At 45.2% G+C, this 21,863-nt stretch carries 17 protein-coding genes and 1 pseudogene; 14 read left to right on the plus strand and 4 right to left on the minus strand.

Features of this window, described 5'->3' with window-relative positions:
* The first annotated feature begins 6 nt into the window (after positions 1 to 6).
* From ilvB to FDF36_RS11220, 6 genes are all read left to right on the plus strand, one after another.
* Positions 7 to 1,704: a biosynthetic-type acetolactate synthase large subunit gene (gene ilvB / locus FDF36_RS11195; protein WP_005821655.1), complete on the plus strand. Its 1,698-nt coding sequence runs from the start codon at positions 7 to 9 to the stop codon at positions 1,702 to 1,704.
* A 13-nt stretch (positions 1,705 to 1,717) separates the two neighbouring features.
* Positions 1,718 to 2,284, plus strand: a complete 567-nt coding sequence (gene ilvN, locus FDF36_RS11200) for an acetolactate synthase small subunit (protein ID WP_195316825.1) — start codon at positions 1,718 to 1,720, stop codon at positions 2,282 to 2,284.
* A complete protein-coding gene (locus FDF36_RS11205; RefSeq protein WP_220391383.1) occupies positions 2,281 to 3,024 on the plus strand; it encodes an acyl-[acyl-carrier-protein] thioesterase in 744 nt (247 codons plus the stop codon). Before ilvN ends, FDF36_RS11205 begins: the two co-directional genes overlap by 4 nt.
* Before the next feature lie 16 nt (positions 3,025 to 3,040).
* A complete protein-coding gene (locus tag FDF36_RS11210) occupies positions 3,041 to 3,625 on the plus strand; it encodes a porin family protein (RefSeq protein WP_195316827.1) in 585 nt (194 codons plus the stop codon).
* An 86-nt stretch (positions 3,626 to 3,711) separates the two neighbouring features.
* The gene (gene ilvC, locus FDF36_RS11215; RefSeq protein WP_005808312.1) at positions 3,712 to 4,755 is read left to right on the plus strand and encodes a ketol-acid reductoisomerase; all 1,044 of its coding nucleotides are present in this window, start codon (positions 3,712 to 3,714) and stop codon (positions 4,753 to 4,755) included.
* 200 nt (positions 4,756 to 4,955) lie between these two features.
* Positions 4,956 to 6,878 (plus strand): LruC domain-containing protein, encoded by a 1,923-nt coding sequence (locus tag FDF36_RS11220; RefSeq protein ID WP_220391384.1) that lies wholly within the window; start codon positions 4,956 to 4,958, stop codon positions 6,876 to 6,878.
* A gap of 113 nt (positions 6,879 to 6,991) precedes the next feature.
* Here FDF36_RS11220 and FDF36_RS11225 read toward each other — a convergent pair whose 3' ends face one another.
* Positions 6,992 to 8,896 (minus strand): AAA domain-containing protein, encoded by a 1,905-nt coding sequence (locus FDF36_RS11225; protein ID WP_220391385.1) that lies wholly within the window; start codon positions 8,894 to 8,896, stop codon positions 6,992 to 6,994.
* Positions 8,897 to 9,154: 258 nt separating this feature from the next.
* Between FDF36_RS11225 and FDF36_RS11230 the strand changes: the two genes are divergently transcribed.
* The 6 genes and pseudogenes from FDF36_RS11230 to FDF36_RS11255 all read left to right on the plus strand — a co-directional run bounded on the left by FDF36_RS11230 (position 9,155) and on the right by FDF36_RS11255 (position 17,181).
* Positions 9,155 to 11,398 carry an aconitate hydratase gene (locus FDF36_RS11230; RefSeq protein WP_220391386.1) on the plus strand — a complete coding sequence of 748 codons (2,244 nt, stop codon included), beginning with the start codon at positions 9,155 to 9,157 and terminating at the stop codon, positions 11,396 to 11,398.
* A gap of 162 nt (positions 11,399 to 11,560) precedes the next feature.
* Positions 11,561 to 12,751, plus strand: a complete 1,191-nt coding sequence (icd, locus tag FDF36_RS11235; RefSeq protein ID WP_220391387.1) for an NADP-dependent isocitrate dehydrogenase — start codon at positions 11,561 to 11,563, stop codon at positions 12,749 to 12,751.
* Between the two features lie 12 nt (positions 12,752 to 12,763).
* Positions 12,764 to 14,107 (plus strand): citrate/2-methylcitrate synthase, encoded by a 1,344-nt coding sequence (locus FDF36_RS11240; protein ID WP_005790680.1) that lies wholly within the window; start codon positions 12,764 to 12,766, stop codon positions 14,105 to 14,107.
* Between the two features lie 201 nt (positions 14,108 to 14,308).
* On the plus strand, positions 14,309 to 15,070 hold the full coding sequence (locus FDF36_RS11245) for a DUF1295 domain-containing protein (RefSeq protein WP_220391388.1): 762 nt from the start codon (positions 14,309 to 14,311) through the stop codon (positions 15,068 to 15,070).
* Between the two features lie 14 nt (positions 15,071 to 15,084).
* A pseudogene (locus FDF36_RS11250) lies at positions 15,085 to 16,312 on the plus strand (NADH:flavin oxidoreductase).
* Complete coding sequence (locus FDF36_RS11255) at positions 16,312 to 17,181, plus strand: SDR family NAD(P)-dependent oxidoreductase (RefSeq protein WP_220391523.1); 870 nt, start codon at positions 16,312 to 16,314, stop codon at positions 17,179 to 17,181. The pseudogene FDF36_RS11250 and the gene FDF36_RS11255 overlap by 1 nt, the downstream one beginning before the upstream one ends.
* A 57-nt stretch (positions 17,182 to 17,238) precedes the next feature.
* On the opposite strand, the gene pfkA is transcribed toward FDF36_RS11255, so the two are convergent.
* The 3 genes from pfkA to cmk all read right to left on the minus strand — a co-directional run bounded on the left by pfkA (position 17,239) and on the right by cmk (position 19,967).
* The gene (pfkA, locus tag FDF36_RS11260; RefSeq protein ID WP_220391389.1) at positions 17,239 to 18,219 is read right to left on the minus strand and encodes a 6-phosphofructokinase; all 981 of its coding nucleotides are present in this window, start codon (positions 18,217 to 18,219) and stop codon (positions 17,239 to 17,241) included.
* 73 nt (positions 18,220 to 18,292) lie between these two features.
* A complete protein-coding gene (locus tag FDF36_RS11265) occupies positions 18,293 to 19,165 on the minus strand; it encodes a 4-hydroxy-3-methylbut-2-enyl diphosphate reductase (protein WP_220391390.1) in 873 nt (290 codons plus the stop codon).
* A 112-nt stretch (positions 19,166 to 19,277) separates the two neighbouring features.
* Positions 19,278 to 19,967 carry a (d)CMP kinase gene (cmk, locus tag FDF36_RS11270; RefSeq protein WP_220391391.1) on the minus strand — a complete coding sequence of 230 codons (690 nt, stop codon included), beginning with the start codon at positions 19,965 to 19,967 and terminating at the stop codon, positions 19,278 to 19,280.
* Positions 19,968 to 20,122: 155 nt separating this feature from the next.
* Here cmk and FDF36_RS11275 point away from each other — a divergent pair, with 155 nt between their 5' ends.
* Complete coding sequence (locus FDF36_RS11275) at positions 20,123 to 20,806, plus strand: energy transducer TonB (protein ID WP_220391392.1); 684 nt, start codon at positions 20,123 to 20,125, stop codon at positions 20,804 to 20,806.
* Positions 20,807 to 20,886: 80 nt separating this feature from the next.
* Positions 20,887 to 21,861 (plus strand): polyprenyl synthetase family protein, encoded by a 975-nt coding sequence (locus tag FDF36_RS11280; RefSeq protein WP_220391393.1) that lies wholly within the window; start codon positions 20,887 to 20,889, stop codon positions 21,859 to 21,861.
* Positions 21,862 to 21,863 lie beyond the last annotated feature (2 nt).

Below are 21,863 nucleotides of genomic sequence, written 5' to 3' on the forward strand. Positions count from 1 at the left end.
TAGTACATGAGTAAAGATATAATTTCAGGCGGTGAAGCATTAATGCGTTCTTTGGAATATCATGGTGTAAAGACGATCTTTGGTTATCCCGGAGGTTCCATCATGCCGGTATTCGATGCCTTATATGACCATAGGGAGACTTTGAATCACATTCTGGTTCGCCATGAACAGGGAGCGGCACATGCTGCTCAGGGGTTTGCCCGTGCTTCGGGTGAAGTAGGGGTTTGTCTGGTGACAAGTGGCCCCGGAGCTACTAATACCATTACCGGTATTGCGGATGCGATGATTGACAGTACACCGATTGTGGTGATTGCCGGACAGGTGGGAACGGCTTTTCTCGGTACGGATGCTTTTCAGGAAGTCGACCTGGTAGGTATTACACAACCGATCACAAAGTGGAGTTATCAGATTCGCCGTGCCGAAGATGTTCCGTGGGCAGTGGCCCGTGCTTTTTATATTGCCAAAAGCGGACGCCCGGGACCGGTAGTGCTTGACTTCGCGAAAAATGCTCAGGTGGAGAAGGCGGAATATTCTCCTACAAAGCTTGATTTTATACGCAGCTATGTGCCTGTACCCGAGACCGATCCGGAGGCTGTGAAAGTAGCTGCCGAATTAATTAACGGTGCGGAACGGCCCTTGGTATTGGTAGGTCAGGGTGTGGAGTTGGGCAATGCCCAGCAGGAACTGCGTGCTTTTATCGAAAAAGCAGGCATGCCCGCCGGATGTACGCTGCTGGGACTGTCGGCCTTGCCGACTGAACACCCTCTGAATAAAGGTATGTTGGGAATGCATGGTAATCTCGGACCGAACATGAACACCAATAAATGTGATGTCTTGATCGCTGTCGGTATGCGTTTTGACGACCGTGTGACCGGCAATTTAGCCACCTATGCTAAACAGGCTAAAGTGATTCATTTTGATATTGATCCGGCTGAGGTGAATAAGAATGTACATGCGGATGTGGCAGTACTGGGTGACTGTAAAGAAACACTTGCCGCGGTAACGGCATTGCTTCAACCCAGTGAGCATAAAGAGTGGCTGGATAGTTTCTTGCCTTATGAACAGGTGGAAGAAGAAAAGGTGATCCGTCCGGAATTGCACCCGATGGGCGATACGCTTTCAATGGGAGAAGTGGTGCGTGCAGTAAGCGATGCAACGAATCATGAAGCAGTATTGGTAACTGATGTAGGGCAGAACCAGATGATGTCTGCCCGATACTTTAAATACTCAAAGGATCGTAGCATTATTACCTCCGGAGGGCTCGGCACTATGGGATTCGGGCTTCCTGCCGCTATCGGTGCTACTTTTGGCCGACCGGACCGTACGGTTTGTGTATTTATGGGTGACGGTGGTTTGCAAATGAACATTCAGGAGCTGGGAACCATTATGGAACAGAAGGCACCGGTTAAAATCATCGTATTGAATAATAATTTTCTGGGAAATGTACGCCAATGGCAGGCAATGTTCTTTAACCGTAAATATTCGTTTACACCCATGTTGAATCCTGATTATATCAAGATTGCTTCTGCTTACGATATACCGGCCAAAAGGGTTTTCACCCGTGAAGAACTGGCTGATGCGATAGAGGAAATGATTGCGACAGAGGGTCCGTTCCTGTTGGAAGCCTGTGTGATTGAAGAGGGAAATGTATTGCCGATGACTCCTCCGGGAGGTTCGGTTAATCAGATGTTGTTGGAATGCTAATAATTTAGAGGTTATGGATAAAACATTATATACGTTAATTGTTCATTCAGAGAACTTTGCCGGATTGTTGAATCAGGTTACGGCGGTATTTACCCGTCGACAGATTAATATAGAAAGTCTGAATGTTTCGGCTTCTTCCATCAAGGGGGTACATAAGTACACCATTACAGCCTGGACTGACAAGGATACGATTGAGAAGGTTGTCAAGCAGATTGAGAAGAAAATAGACGTGCTTCAGGCGCATTATTTCACTGAAGATGAAATTTATTTCCATGAAATAGCACTTTACAAAGTGTCTATGCCGGAATTTCAGTCACAACCGGAGGCGTCGAAAGTGATCCGTCGTTATAACGCACGGATTGTAGAAGTAAATCCGGTATTTGCCATTGTCGAGAAAAATGGAATCAGTGAGGAAATTACTTCCCTCTACGAAGAATTGAGCGCATTGAACTGTGTGTTGCAGTTTGTACGTTCGGGGCGGGTGGCCATCACCACCAGTTGTTTTGAACGCGTGAACGAATTTCTGGCAGATCGTGAGACTAAATATAACTTAAGCAAAGGAGAGGAAAAAAGTAGATGAGTGATACAAATAAGATAGGAAGTTATAAGTTTATTGCGGAACCTTTTCATGTTGACTTCAAGGGGCGTTTGACAATGGGGGTGCTCGGTAATCATCTGTTAAATTGCGCCGGCTTTCATGCCAGTGAACGCGGCTTTGGAATTGCTACATTGAATGAGGACAATTATACCTGGGTACTGTCTCGTCTGGCCATCGATCTGGAAGAGATGCCTTATCAATATGAAGAGTTTACCGTACAGACGTGGGTGGAGAATGTATACCGTCTTTTTACAGACCGTAATTTTGCTATTCTGAACAAAGATGGCAAGAAGATCGGGTATGCCCGTTCGGTATGGGCGATGATTAATCTGAATACCCGTAAACCTGCCGATTTGCTGACATTGCATGGCGGCAGTATCGTGGATTATGTATGTGACGAACCTTGCCCCATTGAGAAACCTTCGCGCATCAAAGTGACAACAGACAAGCCTTCTGCTAAGTTGACCGCTAAGTATAGTGATATTGATATCAATGGCCATGTGAACAGTATTCGTTATATAGAGCATATCTTGGATTTATTCCCCATTCAATTATATATGAGGAAACAAATTCAGAGGTTTGAAATGGCCTATGTGGCAGAGAGTTATTACGGTGACGAACTTTCTTTCTTTGAAGAGGAAGTGAACGAAGATGAGTATCACGTAGAGATAAAGAAAAACGATTGTGAAGTGGTTTGCCGCGCAAAAGTGAAGTTTGTATAGTTTAAAATATAATAGGATGAAAAAAATAGTTTTTCTTTCACTGCTTTTTGTTTCTTGCCGGATAGGTGCCCAGCAGTTTCATTTGATTCCTAAAGTTGGTTTGAATTTGGCCAACACTACCGGAGAAGTGGATTCTAAAGTACGTCCCGGACTTAATGTGGGATTGGGTGGCGATGTGATGCTGACTGAACGGTTCGGAATAGAAGCAGGAGTGTACTACTCAATGCAGGGAAGTAAATATAACGGTAATGGGGTTTCTTATACGGACAAGTTGGATTATATAAACATCCCGGTATATGCGAAAGAATTCATATATAAAGGATTGTATTTATTCGGAGGTCCGCAGTTTAGTTTTAATGTGAACTCTGAGAATAAAGCATCTTCCGATCATGCGACCACAGTCATAGGTATGAACGTGATTCGTACGTTTGATTGTGGTGTGGGACTTGGTGCCGGATATCAGTTTGAGCGTGGCTTGCTGGTTTCTCTTAACTATAATATCGGATTGATTAATGTAAACAAAGCGTGGGCAAGTAATTCTAATCCGAAAGCAAACAATAGTGTGGTGCAGCTTAATGTAGGCTGGCGGTTTGCACTATAATAAATAAAGAATATAAGTTTAATTATTAATAATCGGTTTTGCTTCCTGAACAAGATGAAGCAGGACTTTTAAAACAAAAAAGAAAAATGGCACAATTGAATTTTGGCGGTGTTACGGAGAATGTAGTAACCCGTGAAGAATTTCCTTTGGAAAAAGCTCGTGAAGTATTGAAAAATGAAACAATCGCTGTTATCGGTTACGGTGTGCAGGGACCGGGTCAGTCACTGAATTTGCGTGATAACGGTTTCAATGTGATCGTTGGTCAGCGTCCGGGAAAAACATATGAAAAAGCAGTGGCAGACGGCTGGGTTCCGGGTGAAACACTGTTCGGCATCGAAGAGGCTTGCGAGAAAGGTACTATTGTGATGTGTCTGTTGTCAGATGCTGCCGTAATGTCTGTATGGCCTACTATCAAACCTTACCTGACTGCCGGAAAAGCGCTCTACTTCTCTCATGGTTTTGCAATTACCTGGAGTGACCGTACCGGTGTCGTTCCACCGAAAGATATCGATGTGATCATGGTTGCTCCCAAGGGATCGGGCACTTCACTTCGTACGATGTTCCTTGAAGGCCGTGGACTGAACTCTTCATACGCTATCTATCAGGATGCTACCGGAAGAGCTATGGAGAGAACCATTGCATTAGGTATTGGGGTTGGTTCAGGATATTTGTTTGAGACTACTTTCGTTCGTGAAGCTACTTCTGACCTTACAGGCGAACGCGGTTCACTGATGGGAGCTATACAAGGACTGCTGCTGGCTCAGTATGAGGTTTTGCGTGAAAACGGTCATACTCCATCTGAAGCATTTAACGAAACTGTAGAAGAGCTGACTCAGTCATTGATGCCTTTGTTTGCTAAGAATGGTATGGATTGGATGTATGCCAACTGTTCTACGACAGCTCAGCGTGGTGCTCTTGATTGGATGGGCCCGTTCCATGATGCTATTAAACCTGTTGTTCAGAAACTATATAATAGTGTAAAGACCGGTAACGAAGCACAGATCTCTATCGACTCTAATTCAAAACCGGATTATCGCGAGAAGTTGGAGGCCGAACTGAAGGCATTGCGTGAAAGCGAAATGTGGCAGACGGCTGTAACTGTTCGTAAACTTCGTCCGGAGAATAATTGATCTGAATAGATTATGCAACTTGTGGTAAAAGGAGGAAACTGCTGTTTTCTCCTTTTATTTTGCTTGTAATCAGTGTTTTAAATCTGTATTGTTAGAATGCTATGTTGTAGAGTATGAAAAATAATGGAATGTTTGGATAGATAAGTCAAGTTTAATATATATCTTTGTGGCCTGATCAAACAACAAACAATATTATCAATATGAAAAATCGTATTTATACAATGAAAGGGATGCTGGTTACATTACTGGGTGCTTTTTTACTAGGGTATGCACTAACAGGTTGTATTGATGAAAAAGATCATTATAAACCGGACGATAAAACATCAGGAGTGCCTAACTCTTTTGATTTTGCGACTACTCAGGATGTGCAATTGGATCTAAAGTATGATATTCCTGTGAAAGATTATCAGGTTTTGTTTGAACTCTATTTTGAAAATCCGTTGACGACAGATGCCGAAGGACAGGTGGTGAAACGTACTGATATCACTCCCAAGGTTGTGAGAATGACTGATGGAACCGGAAAATATCGTGCCAAGGAGACGGTACCGGCCTATGGGGAGGAGGTTTATATCTATACTTCTTATATCGGAGTGCCGATGTTGTATAAGACTAAAATAGTAGGGAATACGATTACAGCCGATATAAATTGGGATACGGCGGCAGAGGAGTCTGTTCAGACACGTGCCGAAGGCGAGTATCAGACAGTGCCTCAGGGATTTTATACTTTAGGCAGTTGGAACGTGAAGGGACGGCCTAATTATCTGGATAGTGAAGGGGTAATAGAATTGACTCCTTCGTTTTATCAGACGATTAATCAAACAATTCCGGAAGGTGGAAATTGTTCTCAGAAATATCGCCAATCTGTTGATATTGTTGTCAATGACGAATTGGGAGCCGAAATAAAGGTACGTTTTGTCGGAGGTACAAGTTCGGCGTACAGTGCTTTCGGATATTATTGTTATCCGGAAGGGGCGGATGTAGGACAGATACGGAATGCTAAGAAGTATGTAGTATTTCCCAATACGAAAACCGGAGTCGGCATAAAAGGCGGAGAGTGTGTGAAGTTACATTATATTGATGTAAATGGCGAAGATCAGGGAACTGTTTTTCCAAAAGGAACAAAGATTGGCTGGTTTATCAGTAACAATGCCTTTACGAGAAAGGGTACGACTCCTACCGGCAATGTGGGTAAAGGAGGCGGAATGTTTTATTCAACCACTGCCTTGAATTCAGATAAGCGTACACATACGGCTGCATTTAAGATCAATAATTTTATTGTTTTATCGTTTGAAGATTGGGATAGTCGGGATTACAATGACGTGATGTTCAATATCTGGTCTAATCCGATTGAAGCTATTGCTCCGGATGTACCTTCGGTAGATCCGATAGATCCGGATGATGCGTCAGTTGCTTATAGCATGACTTATAAAGGTATTTTAGCTTTTGAAGATAATTGGCCTTCTAAGGGTGATTACGATTTGAACGATGTAATTGTGAAATATAGCTCTGTGTTAAAGTTCAATACCAAAAATCAGGTGCTTTCCGCTGAAGATACGTTCACGGCAATGTGGTCCGGAGCTCTCTTTAAGAATGGCTTTGGCTATCAACTGAATACTGATAGAAGCAATGTGGAATGCAGTATATTGGAAGGAAAATCGGGATGGGACAAACAAGGATTGGATAAAGATCTGGAGCAGGCCACCATTTCGGTGTTTGCCAATGCGATTGAAGAGACGGGAGAGAACACCAAAACCTCTACTTTTAAGATTCAGAATATATTTAAACAGCCTGTCGACCATGAGGCTTTCGGGGTAGCTCCTTATAATCCTTTCATCTTCTTGCATCAGAATACAGACAAGAACCGTACAGAGGTGCATTTGGTAAATCATGAGCCGACCTCTAAGGAAAATATGGATCTATTCAATACTCAGCAGGATTTGTCGGATAAAGATAAAAACATCTATTATGTGTCCGACCAGAATTATCCTTTTGCCATTCATCTGGCAGATGTCGAGTCATTCAATACAGCAGAGAAAGAGCCTATTGATAAGTCGTATCCCCGTTTTGCTTCATGGGCACAATCCGGTGGAACGACAGATAAGGATTGGTATTTGAAGAAATAAGCTGATGTCGTTTTTATCTTAAATAATAAGGGGAGAATGTTCCAAACCATTCTCCCCTTATTATTGGGTCTTAAATAGAAACAGAAGTTACCGACGGAATAAGGATATCGGCATCAGGCTCCTTGGCTGATGTGGCGGATATATCCGATCAACTTTTTATAGAAAGCATGTTTACTCATCGTGACTGCATCTCCCAATATAACCAGTTTCATTCGGGCACGGGTGATGGCTACGTTCATTCGGCGCAAGTCGTTGAGAAAACCGATTTGTCCATCTTCGTTAGCGCGGACGAGACTGATGAAAATGACATCACGCTCCTGTCCCTGAAAACCATCTACTGTATGGATGGTGATCTGGCTACGGAAGGGGCGGAAGAATGAACAGCCTTTGAGTTTTCCTTTCAGATACTGCACCTGCGCTTTGTAAGGGGAGATAAGGCCGAAATCTATACGCTCTTCCAATACACGCTTCTCGCCGATTTTGCGGATGTATGCTTCAAGTTCTTGCAACAATAAGTTTGCTTCCGGTTTATTGATGCGGCCGAAGCTTTCTCCTACAAATTCTTCGTGGAACTCCATTTCGGAGGTGTCAATCCAACTCATGGGCAGGTCCAGATCGAGTATGCCCCGGTTGGTCACTTCGGGGGCGGCTTGTAGTTCGCCTTGGTAGAACCATTCGGAGGAGAATTGCATGATAGACTGATGCATGCGGTACTGAACTTTCAGGAGTGAGACCGTTTCCTGCTTGTTGGCTGTTACTTTTTCCATTAATGTTTGTTCCAACCCGTTCCGGGCCGCTTCTATGCATTTTATTGTGGGAGGCAACTGACAATGGTCTCCGGCAAAGATGACGCGGTCTGCTTTTCGGATGGCTATCCAACAGGCAGCCTCAAGGGCTTGTGCGGCCTCGTCGATAAAGAGTGTGGTAAATCGCCGGCCGGTCAGGATGCGGTGGTTACTGCTGACCAATGTGGAAGCGATGACCCGTGCCCCCGAAAACAGATCTTCATTGATTTGTATTTCCAGTTCCGTGGCACGCTCCCTCAGATGATTGATGCGGCTACGTGCAGCTTCCCGTTCCGAGTAACTGCTTTTGCGCATCCGGTTTCCCATTTCCCGGATCGACTTACGTATTCCCCAGAGTTCGGTATAGGCCGGATGCCCCTCGAAACGGCGTTCGTAAGTAAATGAAAGCATCTTGTCATTCACCCGGCTCGGATTGCCGATACGCAATACAGGCACTCCGCGGTCCACCAGTTTCTCGGCAATCCAGTCGACGGCCGTGTTGCTTTGTGCACAGACCAGGACTTGATTTTCGCGGTGCAGGGTCTCGTAGATGGCTTCTACAAGGGTGGTGGTCTTTCCGGTCCCCGGAGGACCGTGAACGATGGCTACGTCTTTGGCGCAAAGTACTTTGTTGACTGCTGCTTCCTGAGTGATGTTCAACCAAGGGAAACGGACCGGATAGGTTTCCCTCCAGCGGGAGGGTTGCTTGCTTAGCAATATATCACGCAGTTCGGCAAGGCGGTTGCCTTTGGCGCGAATCACATCTTCCAGTGCTTCGAACATGGTGCGATAGGAGGTTTCATCAAAATAGAGTTGTACTCCCAGACGTTCTGCTCCTTGTATTTCAAGTAGAGATCCGGCACCGGGTACGGCTACTACCATACGCTCCTCGTCGGCATAACTGACTGTACAGATGGAATTGAAATAATGTATTTTTCCGTCATATCCCTGTTCGAAAAAGCAAACCGGACGTCCGAATTCGAATACATGTTCGATGTCTTTATCTTCTTTCCGTTCTATTTCGATGACCAATTGGTTCAGTGAATTGTAGAAACTCCGTCCCGTCCCGACCGGATACCAGCAGAGTCCTCGTTTTACTTTCCGTGCAATGCCCATCGTCTCTGTTTGCCGACGGAACTCTTCTTTCTCGTATTCATATTCCATGCGTAGCAAAAGTTGCTGATGCTGGAGATCGCTGAGTGGAGAAGAAGATTTTATTTTATTATCATTCATCTTGATTAGCTGTAAGTTATATGCTAAGAACTATAGTTATGGAATGACTACAAATTACGAAAATTATGCAGAACCTGTCACAGTCACTTGTAGCTTGTAGCATCTGATTTGTAGCAGCTATACTTATAGCTTCTCACAAAATTTCCCGCAAAGATAACAATTCTGTTTCCGGATTGGAATAAACATTTCAATTTGTTAAACCTTTCTTTCGTATAATTGGTTATAATAAATAGAAGAACAGATAAAACCGAAATTGTTATGGTATATGATTTGAATATGTTGAAGAGCTTCTATGCTTCCTATAAAGGGAAAATGGAGCATGTTCGTGCAGCACTGAAGCGTCCTTTGACGTTGGCTGAAAAGATTTTGTATGCACATTTGTATAATGTGGCGGATTTAAAAAATTATGAAAGGGGTGAAGACTATGTCAACTTCCGCCCAGACCGCGTTGCAATGCAGGATGCAACGGCTCAAATGGCCTTGTTGCAATTTATGAATGCGGGTAAAGAAGCGGTGGCAGTACCTTCCACGGTTCATTGCGACCACCTGATACAAGCTTATCGGGGGGCTGAACGCGATATTGAAACTGCTACACAAACCAATCGGGAGGTGTACGATTTTCTGCGTGATGTCTCTTCCCGTTATGGCATCGGTTTCTGGAAACCGGGAGCGGGTATCATTCACCAGGTAGTACTTGAAAATTATGCTTTTCCGGGTGGGATGATGGTCGGTACAGACTCACATACTCCCAATGCAGGAGGTCTCGGAATGGTAGCTATCGGTGTAGGCGGAGCCGATGCTGTGGATGTAATGACAGGTATGGAGTGGGAACTTAAGATGCCAAAACTGATTGGAGTCCGTTTGACAGGCGAGTTGAACGGATGGACAGCTCCGAAAGACGTGATACTGAAGCTGGCGGGCATCTTGACCGTGAAGGGTGGAACGAATGCCATTATCGAATATTTTGGCCCGGGTACAGCTTCGCTATCGGCTACAGGAAAGGCCACCATCTGCAATATGGGTGCCGAAGTGGGGGCAACTACTTCACTATTCCCGTATGATGAACGGATGGCTGTTTATCTGAAGGCAACCGGACGTGAAGAAGTAGCTGCGATGGCTGACGGTGTAGCTACCGACTTGCGTGCAGATGACGAAGTGATGGCACGACCGGACGATTTTTATGACCGGGTTATTGAGATAAACCTTTCCGAACTGGAACCTTATATTAATGGTCCGTTTACTCCGGACGCTGCTACTCCTATTTCAGAGTTTGCGGAGAAAGTGATAACAAACGGTTATCCTCGGAAGATGGAAGTGGGATTGATAGGGTCTTGTACCAACTCTTCTTATCAGGATATCAGCCGTGCCGCTTCTGTTGCCCGGCAGGTGAATGAAAAGAATCTGGGAGTAGCGGCACCGCTGATTGTGAATCCGGGATCCGAACAGATTCGTGCTACGGCCGAGCGTGACGGCATGATGGATGTGTTCGAAAAGATGGGAGCTACGATTATGGCTAACGCCTGCGGTCCCTGTATCGGACAGTGGAAACGCCATACGGACGATCCGACCCGTAAAAATTCGATAGTGACTTCTTTTAACCGTAATTTTGCCAAACGTGCCGACGGTAACCCGAATACTTTTGCTTTTGTGGCTTCTCCTGAAATTGTTTTGGCATTGACTATTGCCGGAGACCTTTGTTTCAATCCGCTGAAAGACCGTTTGGTGAATCATGACGGTGAAAAGGTGAAACTCAGTGAACCTCAAGGTGACGAACTTCCATCAGCCGGATTTGTAGCCGGTAATCAGGGATATCAGGCTCCCGGCGGTGAGAAAAACGAGATCAGAGTGGCTCCCGATTCTCAACGTTTGCAGTTGTTGACTCCTTTCCCCGCATGGGATGGCAATGATTTTCTCAATATGCCACTACTTATCAAAGCACAGGGCAAGTGTACGACAGACCATATTTCGATGGCGGGTCCCTGGCTTCGGTTCCGGGGGCATCTGGAGAATATATCTGATAATATGCTGATGGGAGCGGTGAATGCTTTCAGTGGCGAAACGAATAAGGTATGGAATCGTTTGACCAATACCTATGAAACTGTTTCGGGCACGGCTAAACAGTATAAGGCGAACGGTATCTCTTCCATTGTTGTGGCCGAAGAAAATTACGGTGAAGGTTCCAGTCGTGAGCATGCCGCTATGGAACCGCGTTTCCTTCATGTAAAGGTGATCTTGGCTAAGAGTTTTGCCCGTATCCATGAGACTAATCTGAAAAAGCAAGGTATGCTGGCTGTTACATTTGCAGACAAGGCCGATTATGACCGGATTCGTGAGCACGATTTGATTTCGGTAGTCGGACTGAAAGAGTTTTCACCCGGACGCAATCTGGAGGTGATATTGCACCACGAAGATGGTACGGAAGAACGGTTCGAAGTACAACATACTTACAATGAACAACAGATCGGCTGGTTCCGTGCCGGTTCTGCTTTGAATGCAAAATAGCCTTCAGAGGGCTTTCAGGGGCTCGCTTTTAGGTTTTAAAATCAATAGGACTTAGGTTTTAAACCAATGGGCCTTTAGTTTAGAGGGTAAGGAGTGTTGGTGTTAAACCAACGAACCTTTACTTCGGAACACGATTGGAGGAGTATATAAAAAGATAAATAGATGAGTAAAATTACCAAACAGCAAAATGGAGGATTGTCAGTGCCGGATGTACCGACAATACCTTTTATAACGGGTGACGGAGTAGGAGTGGAAATAACTCCGGCCATGCAGGCGATAGTAGATGCGGCGGTAGACTTGTCGTATGGTGGTACCCGGCGTATCGAATGGAAAGAAGTATTGGCCGGTGAACGTGCTTTCCGGGCCACCGGTTCGTGGTTGCCAGACGAAACGATGGAGGTTTTCAAGGAGTATCTGATAGGCATCAAAGGACCGTTGACTACTCCGGTAGGAGGAGGAATACGTTCGTTAAACGTGGCTTTGCGCCAGACACTCGATTTATATGTTTGCCTGCGTCCGGTACGCTGGTTCCGTGGAGTGGTGTCTCCGGTCAAAGAGCCCGAAAAGGTGAATATGCACATCTTTCGTGAGAATACGGAAGATATCTATGCCGGTATCGAATGGGAAGCAGGCACTCCGGAAGCTAAGAAGTTCTACCGGTTCTTGCACGAAGAGATGGGAGTCAGTAAAGTACGTTTCCCCGAAACCTCTTCTTTTGGCGTGAAACCGGTTTCGCGTGAGGGAACGGAGCGTCTGGTACGTGCTGCCTGCCGTTATGCGTTGCAGCATGAATTGCCTTCGGTCACCTTGGTACACAAAGGCAACATCATGAAATTCACTGAAGGAGGTTTTAAGAAGTGGGGATACGAATTGGCTGAGCGGGAGTTTGCAGATGCTCTTGCTTCAGGTAAACTGGTGATCAAAGATTGTATAGCCGATGCCTTTTTGCAGAACACTCTTTTGATTCCTGAAGAATATTCAGTCATTGCCACCTTGAATCTGAACGGAGATTATATTTCCGACCAACTGGCAGCAATGGTAGGAGGCATTGGTATTGCACCGGGAGCCAATATCAATTATGATTCCGGACATGCCATCTTTGAGGCCACTCATGGGACGGCTCCCAACATTGCCGGAAAGAATGTGGTGAATCCCTGTTCACTGATACTTTCGGCCGTTATGATGCTTGAATATATAGGCTGGCAAGAACCTGCCGATCTTATTGTCGAGGCGCTTGAAGCCAGTTTTGCCGAAGGGAAAGCCACTAATGACCTGGCACGTTTCATGCACAAAGGCCAGCCACTCTCTACTTCAGAATTTACCCGGGAAATCATTAACCGAATTAAAAATTAATACCTTCAGGACATGAAAAAAGAATATTTGATTTATAAACTCTCCGAGGCAATGAAGGATTGTACCCGGATTGATAACGAATTGTTTCCAAAATTTGACGTTAAACGGGGGCTTCGCAATGAAGACGGTACAGGTGTATTGGTCGGATTGACTAAGATTGGTAATGTCGTAGGATACGAACGAATCCCCGGAGGTGGTCTGAAGCCGATCCCAGGAAAGTTGTTTTACCGTGGATATGACCTGGAAGATTTAGCCCACGCCATTTTAAAAGAAAAACGTTTCGGATTTGAAGAGGTGGCCTACCTGCTGTTATCCGGCAGTTTGCCCGATAAGGAAGAACTGGCTTCGTTTCGCGAGCTGATCAATGATAATATGCCTTTGGAGCAGAAGACCAAGATGAATATCATTGAACTTGAAGGAAACAATATTATGAATATTCTGGCGCGCAGCGTACTTGAGATGTATCGTTTCGACCCTAATCCGGATGATACTTCACGTGACAACCTGATGCGTCAGAGCATCGATCTGATCTCGAAATTCCCGACTATTATTGCTTATGCTTTTAACATGTTGCGTCATGCCACCTTCGGGCGTTCGTTGCACATTCGTCATCCGCAGGAGAATCTGTCGATTGCCGAAAACTTTCTCTATATGCTGAAACGCGATTATACCGAACTGGATGCGCGTACACTCGACCTTTTGCTGGTGCTTCAGGCAGAGCACGGAGGAGGTAACAACTCTACGTTTACTGTCCGGGTAACTTCGTCTACCGGTACAGATACATACTCGGCCATTGCTGCAGGTATCGGTTCGCTGAAAGGCCCGCTTCACGGAGGAGCCAATATTCAGGTAGCCGATATGTTCCATCATTTACAGGAAAATATTCAGGACTGGACCAATGTAGATGAAATCGATACCTACTTTACCCGTATGTTGAATAAGGAGGTTTACAATAAGACCGGATTGATATATGGCATCGGGCATGCTGTGTATACCATTTCCGATCCGCGAGCTGTATTGCTGAAGGAACTCGCACGCGACTTGGCACACGAGAAAGGCCGTGAACGTGAGTTTGCTTTTCTTGAACTTTTGGAGGAACGTGCTATCGCTACTTTCGGTAAGATTAAGAATAATGGGAAAACAGTATCCAGCAACGTTGATTTTTATTCTGGTTTTGTTTATGAGATGATTGGCCTGCCGCAGGAAATCTATACCCCCCTGTTTGCCATGGCGCGTATCGTGGGTTGGTGTGCCCATCGCAACGAAGAGTTGAATTTTGAAGGCAAACGTATCATTCGTCCGGCTTATAAGAATGTGTTGGAAGAAGAACAATATGTACCGTTAAAGAAACGGTAAAAGAGAAGCTTGAAGTCAGAAGTTCACCGCAGATTGCACAGACTGGCACCGGCATTGATTGATTATCTGTCAGTTGTATGTTTGTACCGTCTGCCAATCTGTGGTAGAACAGACTTTTGTGATACGCTTGCTTTATTTTCGTAAACTATTTGTCCCTTTAAAGTTTTTCTTTTAACTTTGTCCTTGTATAAAATCTTGGATATGAGTATAGAAAGCTTTAATCTGCTTCTTTTAGTAATGGGCCTGATGGCTTTGGTCGTATTCATAGCCCTTTATTTTGTCAGGGCGGGATATGGCATGTTTCGCAGCCGTTCCTGGGGAATCTCGGTGAATAATAAGATAGCCTGGATTCTGATGGAAGCTCCTGTCTTTCTGGTTATGGGATGGTTGTGGTGGCATTCCGACCGACGTTTTTTACCTGTCGAACTCACTTTCTTTCTTTTTTTCCAATTACATTACTTCCAAAGGGCTTTTGTTTTTCCTTTCCTGATGAAAGGAAAGAGTAAGATGCCGGTACTCATTCTTTTGATGGGAGTGATCTTTAATATTCTCAACGGACTGATGCAGGGAGAATGGATATTCTATCTTGCTCCCTCGGACTATTATGCAACCGGATGGCTGCTGACTCCTTGCTTTTGGGTAGGAACCCTTTTATTTTTTGCCGGAATGGGGATCAACTGGCATTCGGATTCAGTTATCCGTCATCTGCGTGCTCCCGGAGATACCCGTCATTACCTTCCTCAAAGAGGCATGTATCGATATGTGACCTCTGCCAATTATTTGGGTGAAATTGTAGAGTGGGTAGGCTGGGCTGTTCTCACTTGGTCTTTGTCCGGCTGTATTTTCGCCTGGTGGACTGTTGCCAATCTTGTTCCGAGAGCAGATGCTATCTGGCATCGCTATCGGGAAGAGTTTGGGACGCAGGTCGGATCGAAGAAACGAATTTTCCCTTTCCTATATTAAAACACACAGTACTTATGAACACACATTCTGCTTCTAAGCTTTTCACACCGGTTACCATCGGACCGCTCACTTTGCGTAACCGTACCATCCGTTCGGCGGCTTTTGAAGGCATGTGTCCAGGAAATGTCTCCCATGTTACTCGATTACCATCGTTCTGTGGCCGCCGGAGGCGTGGGAATGACTACCATTGCCTATGCTTCGGTAACACGCAGTGGACTGTCGTTTCCACGGCAATTGTGGCTCCGTCCGGAAATTATTCCCGGTTTGCGTGAAGTGACTGCTGCTATTCATGCCGAAGGTGCCGCCGCCAGCATACAGATAGGTCATTGCGGCAATATGTCTCATAAGAGTATTTGCGGAGTTACCCCAATTTCTGCTTCATCAGGTTTCAATATTTATTCGCCTACTTGGGTGCGGGGGATGAAACGCGAAGAGTTGCCGGAGATGGCAAAAGCTTACGGGCGTGCTGTCTGCCTGGCCCGCGAAGCCGGCTTTGATGCTGTCGAGTTACATGCGGGACACGGCTATCTGATTAGTCAGTTTCTGTCGCCTTATACCAATCATCGGAAAGATGAATACGGAGGATCGTTGGAGAATAGGATGCGTTTCATGACGATGGTAATGGAAGAGGTGATGAAGGCGGCCGGCAATGATATGGCAGTATTTGTGAAGATGAATATGCGTGATGGCTTTCGGGGTGGAATGGAAATAGAAGAGACACTCGAGGTAGCCAGGCGGCTCGAATTTTTGGGCGCTCATGCGTTGGTTCTGAGCGGAGGATTTGTCAGTAAAGCCCCTATGTACGTTATGCGTGGGGCGATGCCTATCAAGACCCTGACACATTATATGGATTGTTGGTGGTTGAAATTCGGCGTCAAATTGGCGGGGAGGATGATGATACCGACTGTTCCTTTCAGAGAAGCCTATTTTTTGGAAGATGCTCTGAAGTTTCGTTCGGAAATTAAAATTCCTTTGATCTATGTCGGCGGACTTGTTTCCCGTGAGAAAATAGATGAAGTGCTGAACGAAGGGTTCGAAGCCGTGCAGATGGCACGTGCTTTACTCAACGAACCGGAGTTTGTCAATCGGATGCGTCGGGAAGAGAGCGCACGCTGTAATTGCGGTCATAGTAATTATTGCATTGGGAGGATGTACACGATCGAAATGGCTTGCCATCAGCATCTGACAGAAGAACTTCCTCTTTGCCTGAAAAAAGAAATAGAACAGTTGGAGAATAAATGATGGAACGTAAACTTGCTGTTATTACCGGTGCCGACGGCGGGATGGGAATGGAGATTACCCGTGCCGTCGCTTGTGAGGGTTATGATGTAATTATGGCTTGCTATTCATCATCAAAGGCTGAAACGAAATGCCGGGAGTTGGTGAAAGAAACGGGAAATGAAAAGATAGAGGTATGGCAGATCGACCTTGCCTCACTGGCTTCGGTAAGGGCCTTTGCTGACCGGATGTTACGGCAAAAGGCTCCTGTCGCTTTGTTGATGAATAATGCCGGGACGATGGAAACCGGATTACACATTACAGAAGATGGCTTGGAGCGGACGGTCAGTGTGAATTATGTAGGTCCTTATCTCTTGACGCGGCTTTTGCTTCCCTTGATGGGAGAGGGAACCCGCATTGTCAATATGGTGTCTTGTACCTATGCGATCGGTCAACTGGATTTCCCGGATTTTTTTCTTCGGGAGAGAAAGGGACGTTTCTGGCGTATTCCTATCTATAGCAATACCAAGCTTGCTTTGTTGCTTTTTACCATTGAACTGGCTGAACGTCTTCGGGCGCGCGGGATTACTGCCAATGCGGCCGATCCGGGCATTGTGTCTACCAATATCATACGGATGGACCAATGGTTCGATCCGCTGACAGACATTTTTTTCCGTCCTTTTATACGCACGCCCCTCCAAGGAGCGGCCACTGCAATCGGATTATTGCTTGATGCGGAAGTTGAGGGGCGGACTGCAACGTTTAATTTGAATAATCATTGTCGTCCTTTGCCGGAAAAATATACCTGTCCTGACCGAAGGACACAACTATGGGAAGAGACGGAACGGATCTTGTCGGAAAAGGGCTTCTTGCCAATAAATGATAAACGATGAACCATAAACATGTATTGTTTACCATCCACCGTTTATCTTATTACTGTTGTACTGTTATCAAATAGACAGTTCTCTCAATACATTGACGAGATCTCTCTTGACAGGTTTATCATTCTTGATGGCTTTACTGAACGGAACGTATACAATCTCGTCGTGTTCAATGCCAATCATGACATTTCGTTGATCTTCCATAATAGCGTCGATAGCGGCTGCGCCTAAGCGGCTGGCCAAAATACGGTCGTGTGCCGTCGGACTACCCCCGCGCTGCAAGTGCCCTAAAATGGTGACACGGACGTCGTATTGAGGGTATTCGTTTTTCACGCGTTCGGCATAATGCATAGCTCCTCCGGTGAGTTCGCTTTCGGCTACCAGTACGATACTGCTGTTCTTTGATTTGCGGAAACCGCTCTTTATAAATTCTTCCAATTGGTCGACTTCTGTACTGAATTCGGGGATGATGGCAGCTTCTGCTCCGGAAGCAATCGCACCGTTCAATGCCAGGAAACCGGCATCACGTCCCATCACTTCAACGAAGAACAGACGTTCGTGAGAAGTGGCCGTGTCACGGATTTTGTCGACAGCATCCAAAATAGTGTTCAGCGCCGTATCGTATCCGATGGTCGTGTCGGTGCCGTAAAGGTCATTGTCGATAGTTCCCGGAAGTCCGATGCATGGAACATCATACTCTTGCGCAAATATGCGTGCTCCGGTCAGTGAACCGTCACCACCGATCACCACAAGGGCATCAATTCCCTCTTTCACCATATTGTCGTATGCCATTTTACGTCCTTCGGGAGTTGTAAACTCTTTACAACGTGCTGTTTTCAGGATCGTTCCTCCCAGTTGAATGATGTTACTTACATTCTGGCTTTTAAATTCCTTGATCTCTCCTGTTACCAAACCTCTGTATCCTCTATATATACCTTTTACTTGCAGTCCGTTGTAGATTGCTGCACGCGTTACTGCACGAATAGCAGCGTTCATCCCCGGTGCATCACCACCGGAAGTTAAAATACCAACACACTTAACTGTTCCCATAACAATCATGTTTTTTAATTGACGTTGCAAAGATAACAAAAAGGAGTGCCCTGTATGATTAAATAACGTTAATTCATCGTCTTTTAATCTGTGCCTTTATGGCATCAGAGATTTCTTCCATCAGCCATTTAGGAGTCGATGTAGCTCCGCATACACCGATAGAATTGACACCGGGCAACAAAGAGTCGTCGATTTCGTCGGCACTGTCTATTAAATGTGAGTTCGGGTTGACTTTTTTGCATTCTTCGAATAACATTTTGCCATTTGAACTTTTTTTACCACTGACGAAGAAGACCAAATCGTGTGATGCGGCAAATTTTCGCAGGTTGGGCATACGGTTGGCCACCTGGCGGCAAATGGTATCGTAGTACTCAAAAGTTACGTCGGGAGAGATGTGTTCTTTGATATATTCCACGATTTCCCAGAATTCATCCAGTGATTTGGTTGTCTGCGAGTACAGGCGTATGCTTTTGCTGAAATCCAGCCGGCGGGCCTCATCGAGCTTTTCTATCACAATAGCCTTGCCGGTTGTCTGCCCGACCAGACCTAAGACCTCCGCATGCCCGTTCTTTCCATAAATTACGATTTGCTTTTCACCGAGGTCCTCCTGTATGTACTCCTGTTTGATCCGTTTTTGCAGGCGGAGTACCACCGGACACGTGGCATCGATGATTTCGATATTATTTTCTTTGGCAATGATATAGGTTTCAGGTGGTTCGCCATGTGCACGCAAAAGAACTTTGGCGTTATGGAGCTGTTTGAACTCTTCATGATTGATGGTAATCAGCCCCATCTCTTTCAGGCGTTCCACTTCACGGCTGTTGTGTACAATGTCTCCCAGGCAATAGAGCGTTACCCCTTTTGCGAGTTCCTCTTCGGCTTTGTGGATAGCTGTGACCACTCCAAAGCAAAAACCGGAACCTTCATCTATTTCTACTTTTACCATAATGATTACAAATGTATGATTAAAAAAGGGTGTAGCCATACTGACCGGATGGCTACACCCTTTCTTTAGGATGGCTACACCCTAACAGGCGGATGGTTACACCCTTTTGTTTTTATGCTTTTATCGCTTTCTGATATTCTGCCATCAGCCACTCTTTTTGCTCGGCGATGGTGAGATGGCTGTTATCTAATAGCAAAGCGTCGTCGGCTTTCTTCAATGGGCTGACTTCACGTGTCTGATCGATGTGGTCACGTTGCTTCACATTTTCCAGTATCTCTTCGAAGCCGGTTTCCTGACCCTTGGCTTTCAGTTCGTCATAGCGGCGTTGGGCACGAATTTCGGCGGAGGCGGTTACGAATATTTTTAATTCCGCATCCGGAAATACGGTCGTCCCGATGTCCCGACCATCCATAACAATACCTTTGGCTTTTCCCATTTCTTGTTGCTGAGCCACCATTGCTTCCCGGACAAAACCGAGTGCGCTGATCGGGCTTACTTTAGAAGAAACCTCCATTGTGCGGATTTTGTTCTCTACATTCACTCCATTTAAGTAAGTGTTGGGGAGTCCTGTTTCCGGATCGATCCGGAAAGAGATGTGGATGTTGCCGATACGTCGTTTTAATTCATCCGCATTGATTGCATCACCGTGGAAGATGCCATTTTCTATACTATATAATGTAACGGCACGATACATAGCTCCACTATCGATGTAGATGTATCCTATTTCTTTGGCTAAATCTTTAGCCATGGTACTTTTCCCGCATGAGGAAAAGCCATCAATTGCAATTGTTATCTTTTTCATTATGTTATGCAGCAGGTTTACTCCCTTTTTTAACGTATTATCTAAATTTTTTCGCCAAATATACTGTATTTTTAAAATATCTGCGTTATATTTGTGCCACAAAAGCAATAACAGCTTAAAAACCAGAAGAACACCAATTTTTATATAATAATTTTATGGAAGTAAAAAAATCGCCCAAAGCAGACCTCGAAGGTAAGAAAACCCAGTGGCTGCTGATCGGTTACGTGGTGGTGCTCGCCTTTATATTCGTTGCGTTCGAATGGACGGAGCGTGATATAAAGATCGATACAAGCCAGGCGGTAGCCCAGATTGAGTTTGAAGAGGAAATGATTCCTATCACACAACAGGAAGAAAAACCGGCCCCACCTCCCGTTGAGGTTCCCAAACAGGCTGAAATCCTGAAGATTGTTGATGACGAGGCTGATGTACAAGAAACAGCTATTGCTTCAACTGAGGATACCGGACAGAAAGTGGAAGTAAAATATGTACCGGTTGAGGTAAAAGAAGAAGAACCTGCGGAACAAGAGATTTTTGAAGTGGTAGAAGAGCCAGCTGAGTTTCCGGGTGGTATGCCTGCATGTTTGCAGTTCCTGTATAAGAATATCAAATACCCGCCGATCGCTCAGGAAAACGGAACTCAGGGACAGGTTGTTCTCCAGTTCGTTGTTGAACGTGATGGTAGCATCACCGACATTAAGGTTGTAAAGAGCGTTGACCCTTACCTTGATAAAGAAGCTCTTCGTGTGGTTAAAACCATGCCAAAATGGAAGCCGGGTAAACAGAGAGGTAAACCTGTTCGTTGTAGATTTACATTACCTGTACGATTCAGACTGCAATAATCATTGTATAGTATAATAAGAGAGGCTGCCGTCCAAGCAGCCTCTTTTCATTCAATCTCTCTTTTTATAATTTATTTATTATGTATACAGCATTTCAGCTTCTTGATAAGATCAATTCCCACATTTCAGATATCCAGTTTACACGTATGCCGGCCGGTTTGTATGACCCTATTAAATACGTTCTTTCCATGGGGGGGAAGCGCATTCGTCCGGTTCTTATGCTAATGGCATATAACCTCTATAAGGAGGATGTGACCCCTGTTTATGACCCTGCTACGGCTATTGAAGTTTATCATAATTACACTCTTTTGCATGACGACCTGATGGATCGGGCTGATATGCGCCGTGGCAAGAAAACTGTTCATAAACTATGGGGTGACAATACTGCGATTTTGTCAGGAGATGCTATGTTGGTGCTCGCCTATCAGTATATGGCTTCCTGTTCATCGCAACATCTCAAAGAGGTGCTGGATTTGTTCAGCCTGACAGCTCTTGAAATTTGTGAGGGGCAACAAATGGATATGGATTTTGAATCTCGGGAGAATGTAAAAGAAGAGGAGTATCTTGAAATGATCCGTTTGAAAACGGCGGTTTTATTGGCTGCCAGTTTGAAAATCGGAGCTGTATTGGGTGGAGCTTCTCCTGAAGATGCCGAAAATCTATACGATTTTGGCATGCAAATCGGAGTCGCCTTCCAATTGCAGGATGATTTGCTGGATGTATATGGTGATCCTGCTGTGTTTGGTAAAAACATCGGTGGAGACATTCTATGCAATAAAAAAACGTATATGCTGATTAAAGCATTGGAACGTGCCGACCGGGATCAGTTGGAGGAATTAAATCATTGGTTGAGTGCAACTTCATTCTGTCCCGAAGAAAAAATCAGTGCTGTGACCGAATTGTACACTCAGATTGGCATCAAGGCTGTTTGCGAAAACAAGATGCGTGAGTATTACACTCGTGCGATGACAAGCCTGGGTGCCGTGTCTGTCATTGAGGATAAGAAGAGTGAGCTGAAAAAGTTGATGAAGCATTTAATGTACCGCGAGATGTAATA

This window comes from Bacteroides fragilis (assembly GCF_019583405.1).
GTDB lineage: Bacteria > Bacteroidota > Bacteroidia > Bacteroidales > Bacteroidaceae > Bacteroides > Bacteroides fragilis_B.

What these genes read in the sequence shown, in the direction of transcription:
- ilvB (WP_005821655.1), top strand. Translation starts at nt 7, where the DNA reads ATGAGTAAAGATATAATTTCAGGCGGTGAAGCATTAATGCGTTCTTTG.
- ilvN (WP_195316825.1), top strand. Translation starts at nt 1,718, where the DNA reads ATGGATAAAACATTATATACGTTAATTGTTCATTCAGAGAACTTTGCC.
- FDF36_RS11205 (WP_220391383.1), top strand. Translation starts at nt 2,281, where the DNA reads ATGAGTGATACAAATAAGATAGGAAGTTATAAGTTTATTGCGGAACCT.
- FDF36_RS11210 (WP_195316827.1), top strand. Translation starts at nt 3,041, where the DNA reads ATGAAAAAAATAGTTTTTCTTTCACTGCTTTTTGTTTCTTGCCGGATA.
- ilvC (WP_005808312.1), top strand. Translation starts at nt 3,712, where the DNA reads ATGGCACAATTGAATTTTGGCGGTGTTACGGAGAATGTAGTAACCCGT.
- FDF36_RS11220 (WP_220391384.1), top strand. Translation starts at nt 4,956, where the DNA reads ATGAAAAATCGTATTTATACAATGAAAGGGATGCTGGTTACATTACTG.
- FDF36_RS11225 (WP_220391385.1), bottom strand. Translation starts at nt 8,896, where the DNA reads ATGAATGATAATAAAATAAAATCTTCTTCTCCACTCAGCGATCTCCAG.
- FDF36_RS11230 (WP_220391386.1), top strand. Translation starts at nt 9,155, where the DNA reads ATGGTATATGATTTGAATATGTTGAAGAGCTTCTATGCTTCCTATAAA.
- icd (WP_220391387.1), top strand. Translation starts at nt 11,561, where the DNA reads ATGAGTAAAATTACCAAACAGCAAAATGGAGGATTGTCAGTGCCGGAT.
- FDF36_RS11240 (WP_005790680.1), top strand. Translation starts at nt 12,764, where the DNA reads ATGAAAAAAGAATATTTGATTTATAAACTCTCCGAGGCAATGAAGGAT.
- FDF36_RS11245 (WP_220391388.1), top strand. Translation starts at nt 14,309, where the DNA reads ATGAGTATAGAAAGCTTTAATCTGCTTCTTTTAGTAATGGGCCTGATG.
- FDF36_RS11255 (WP_220391523.1), top strand. Translation starts at nt 16,312, where the DNA reads ATGGAACGTAAACTTGCTGTTATTACCGGTGCCGACGGCGGGATGGGA.
- pfkA (WP_220391389.1), bottom strand. Translation starts at nt 18,219, where the DNA reads ATGGGAACAGTTAAGTGTGTTGGTATTTTAACTTCCGGTGGTGATGCA.
- FDF36_RS11265 (WP_220391390.1), bottom strand. Translation starts at nt 19,165, where the DNA reads ATGGTAAAAGTAGAAATAGATGAAGGTTCCGGTTTTTGCTTTGGAGTG.
- cmk (WP_220391391.1), bottom strand. Translation starts at nt 19,967, where the DNA reads ATGAAAAAGATAACAATTGCAATTGATGGCTTTTCCTCATGCGGGAAA.
- FDF36_RS11275 (WP_220391392.1), top strand. Translation starts at nt 20,123, where the DNA reads ATGGAAGTAAAAAAATCGCCCAAAGCAGACCTCGAAGGTAAGAAAACC.
- FDF36_RS11280 (WP_220391393.1), top strand. Translation starts at nt 20,887, where the DNA reads ATGTATACAGCATTTCAGCTTCTTGATAAGATCAATTCCCACATTTCA.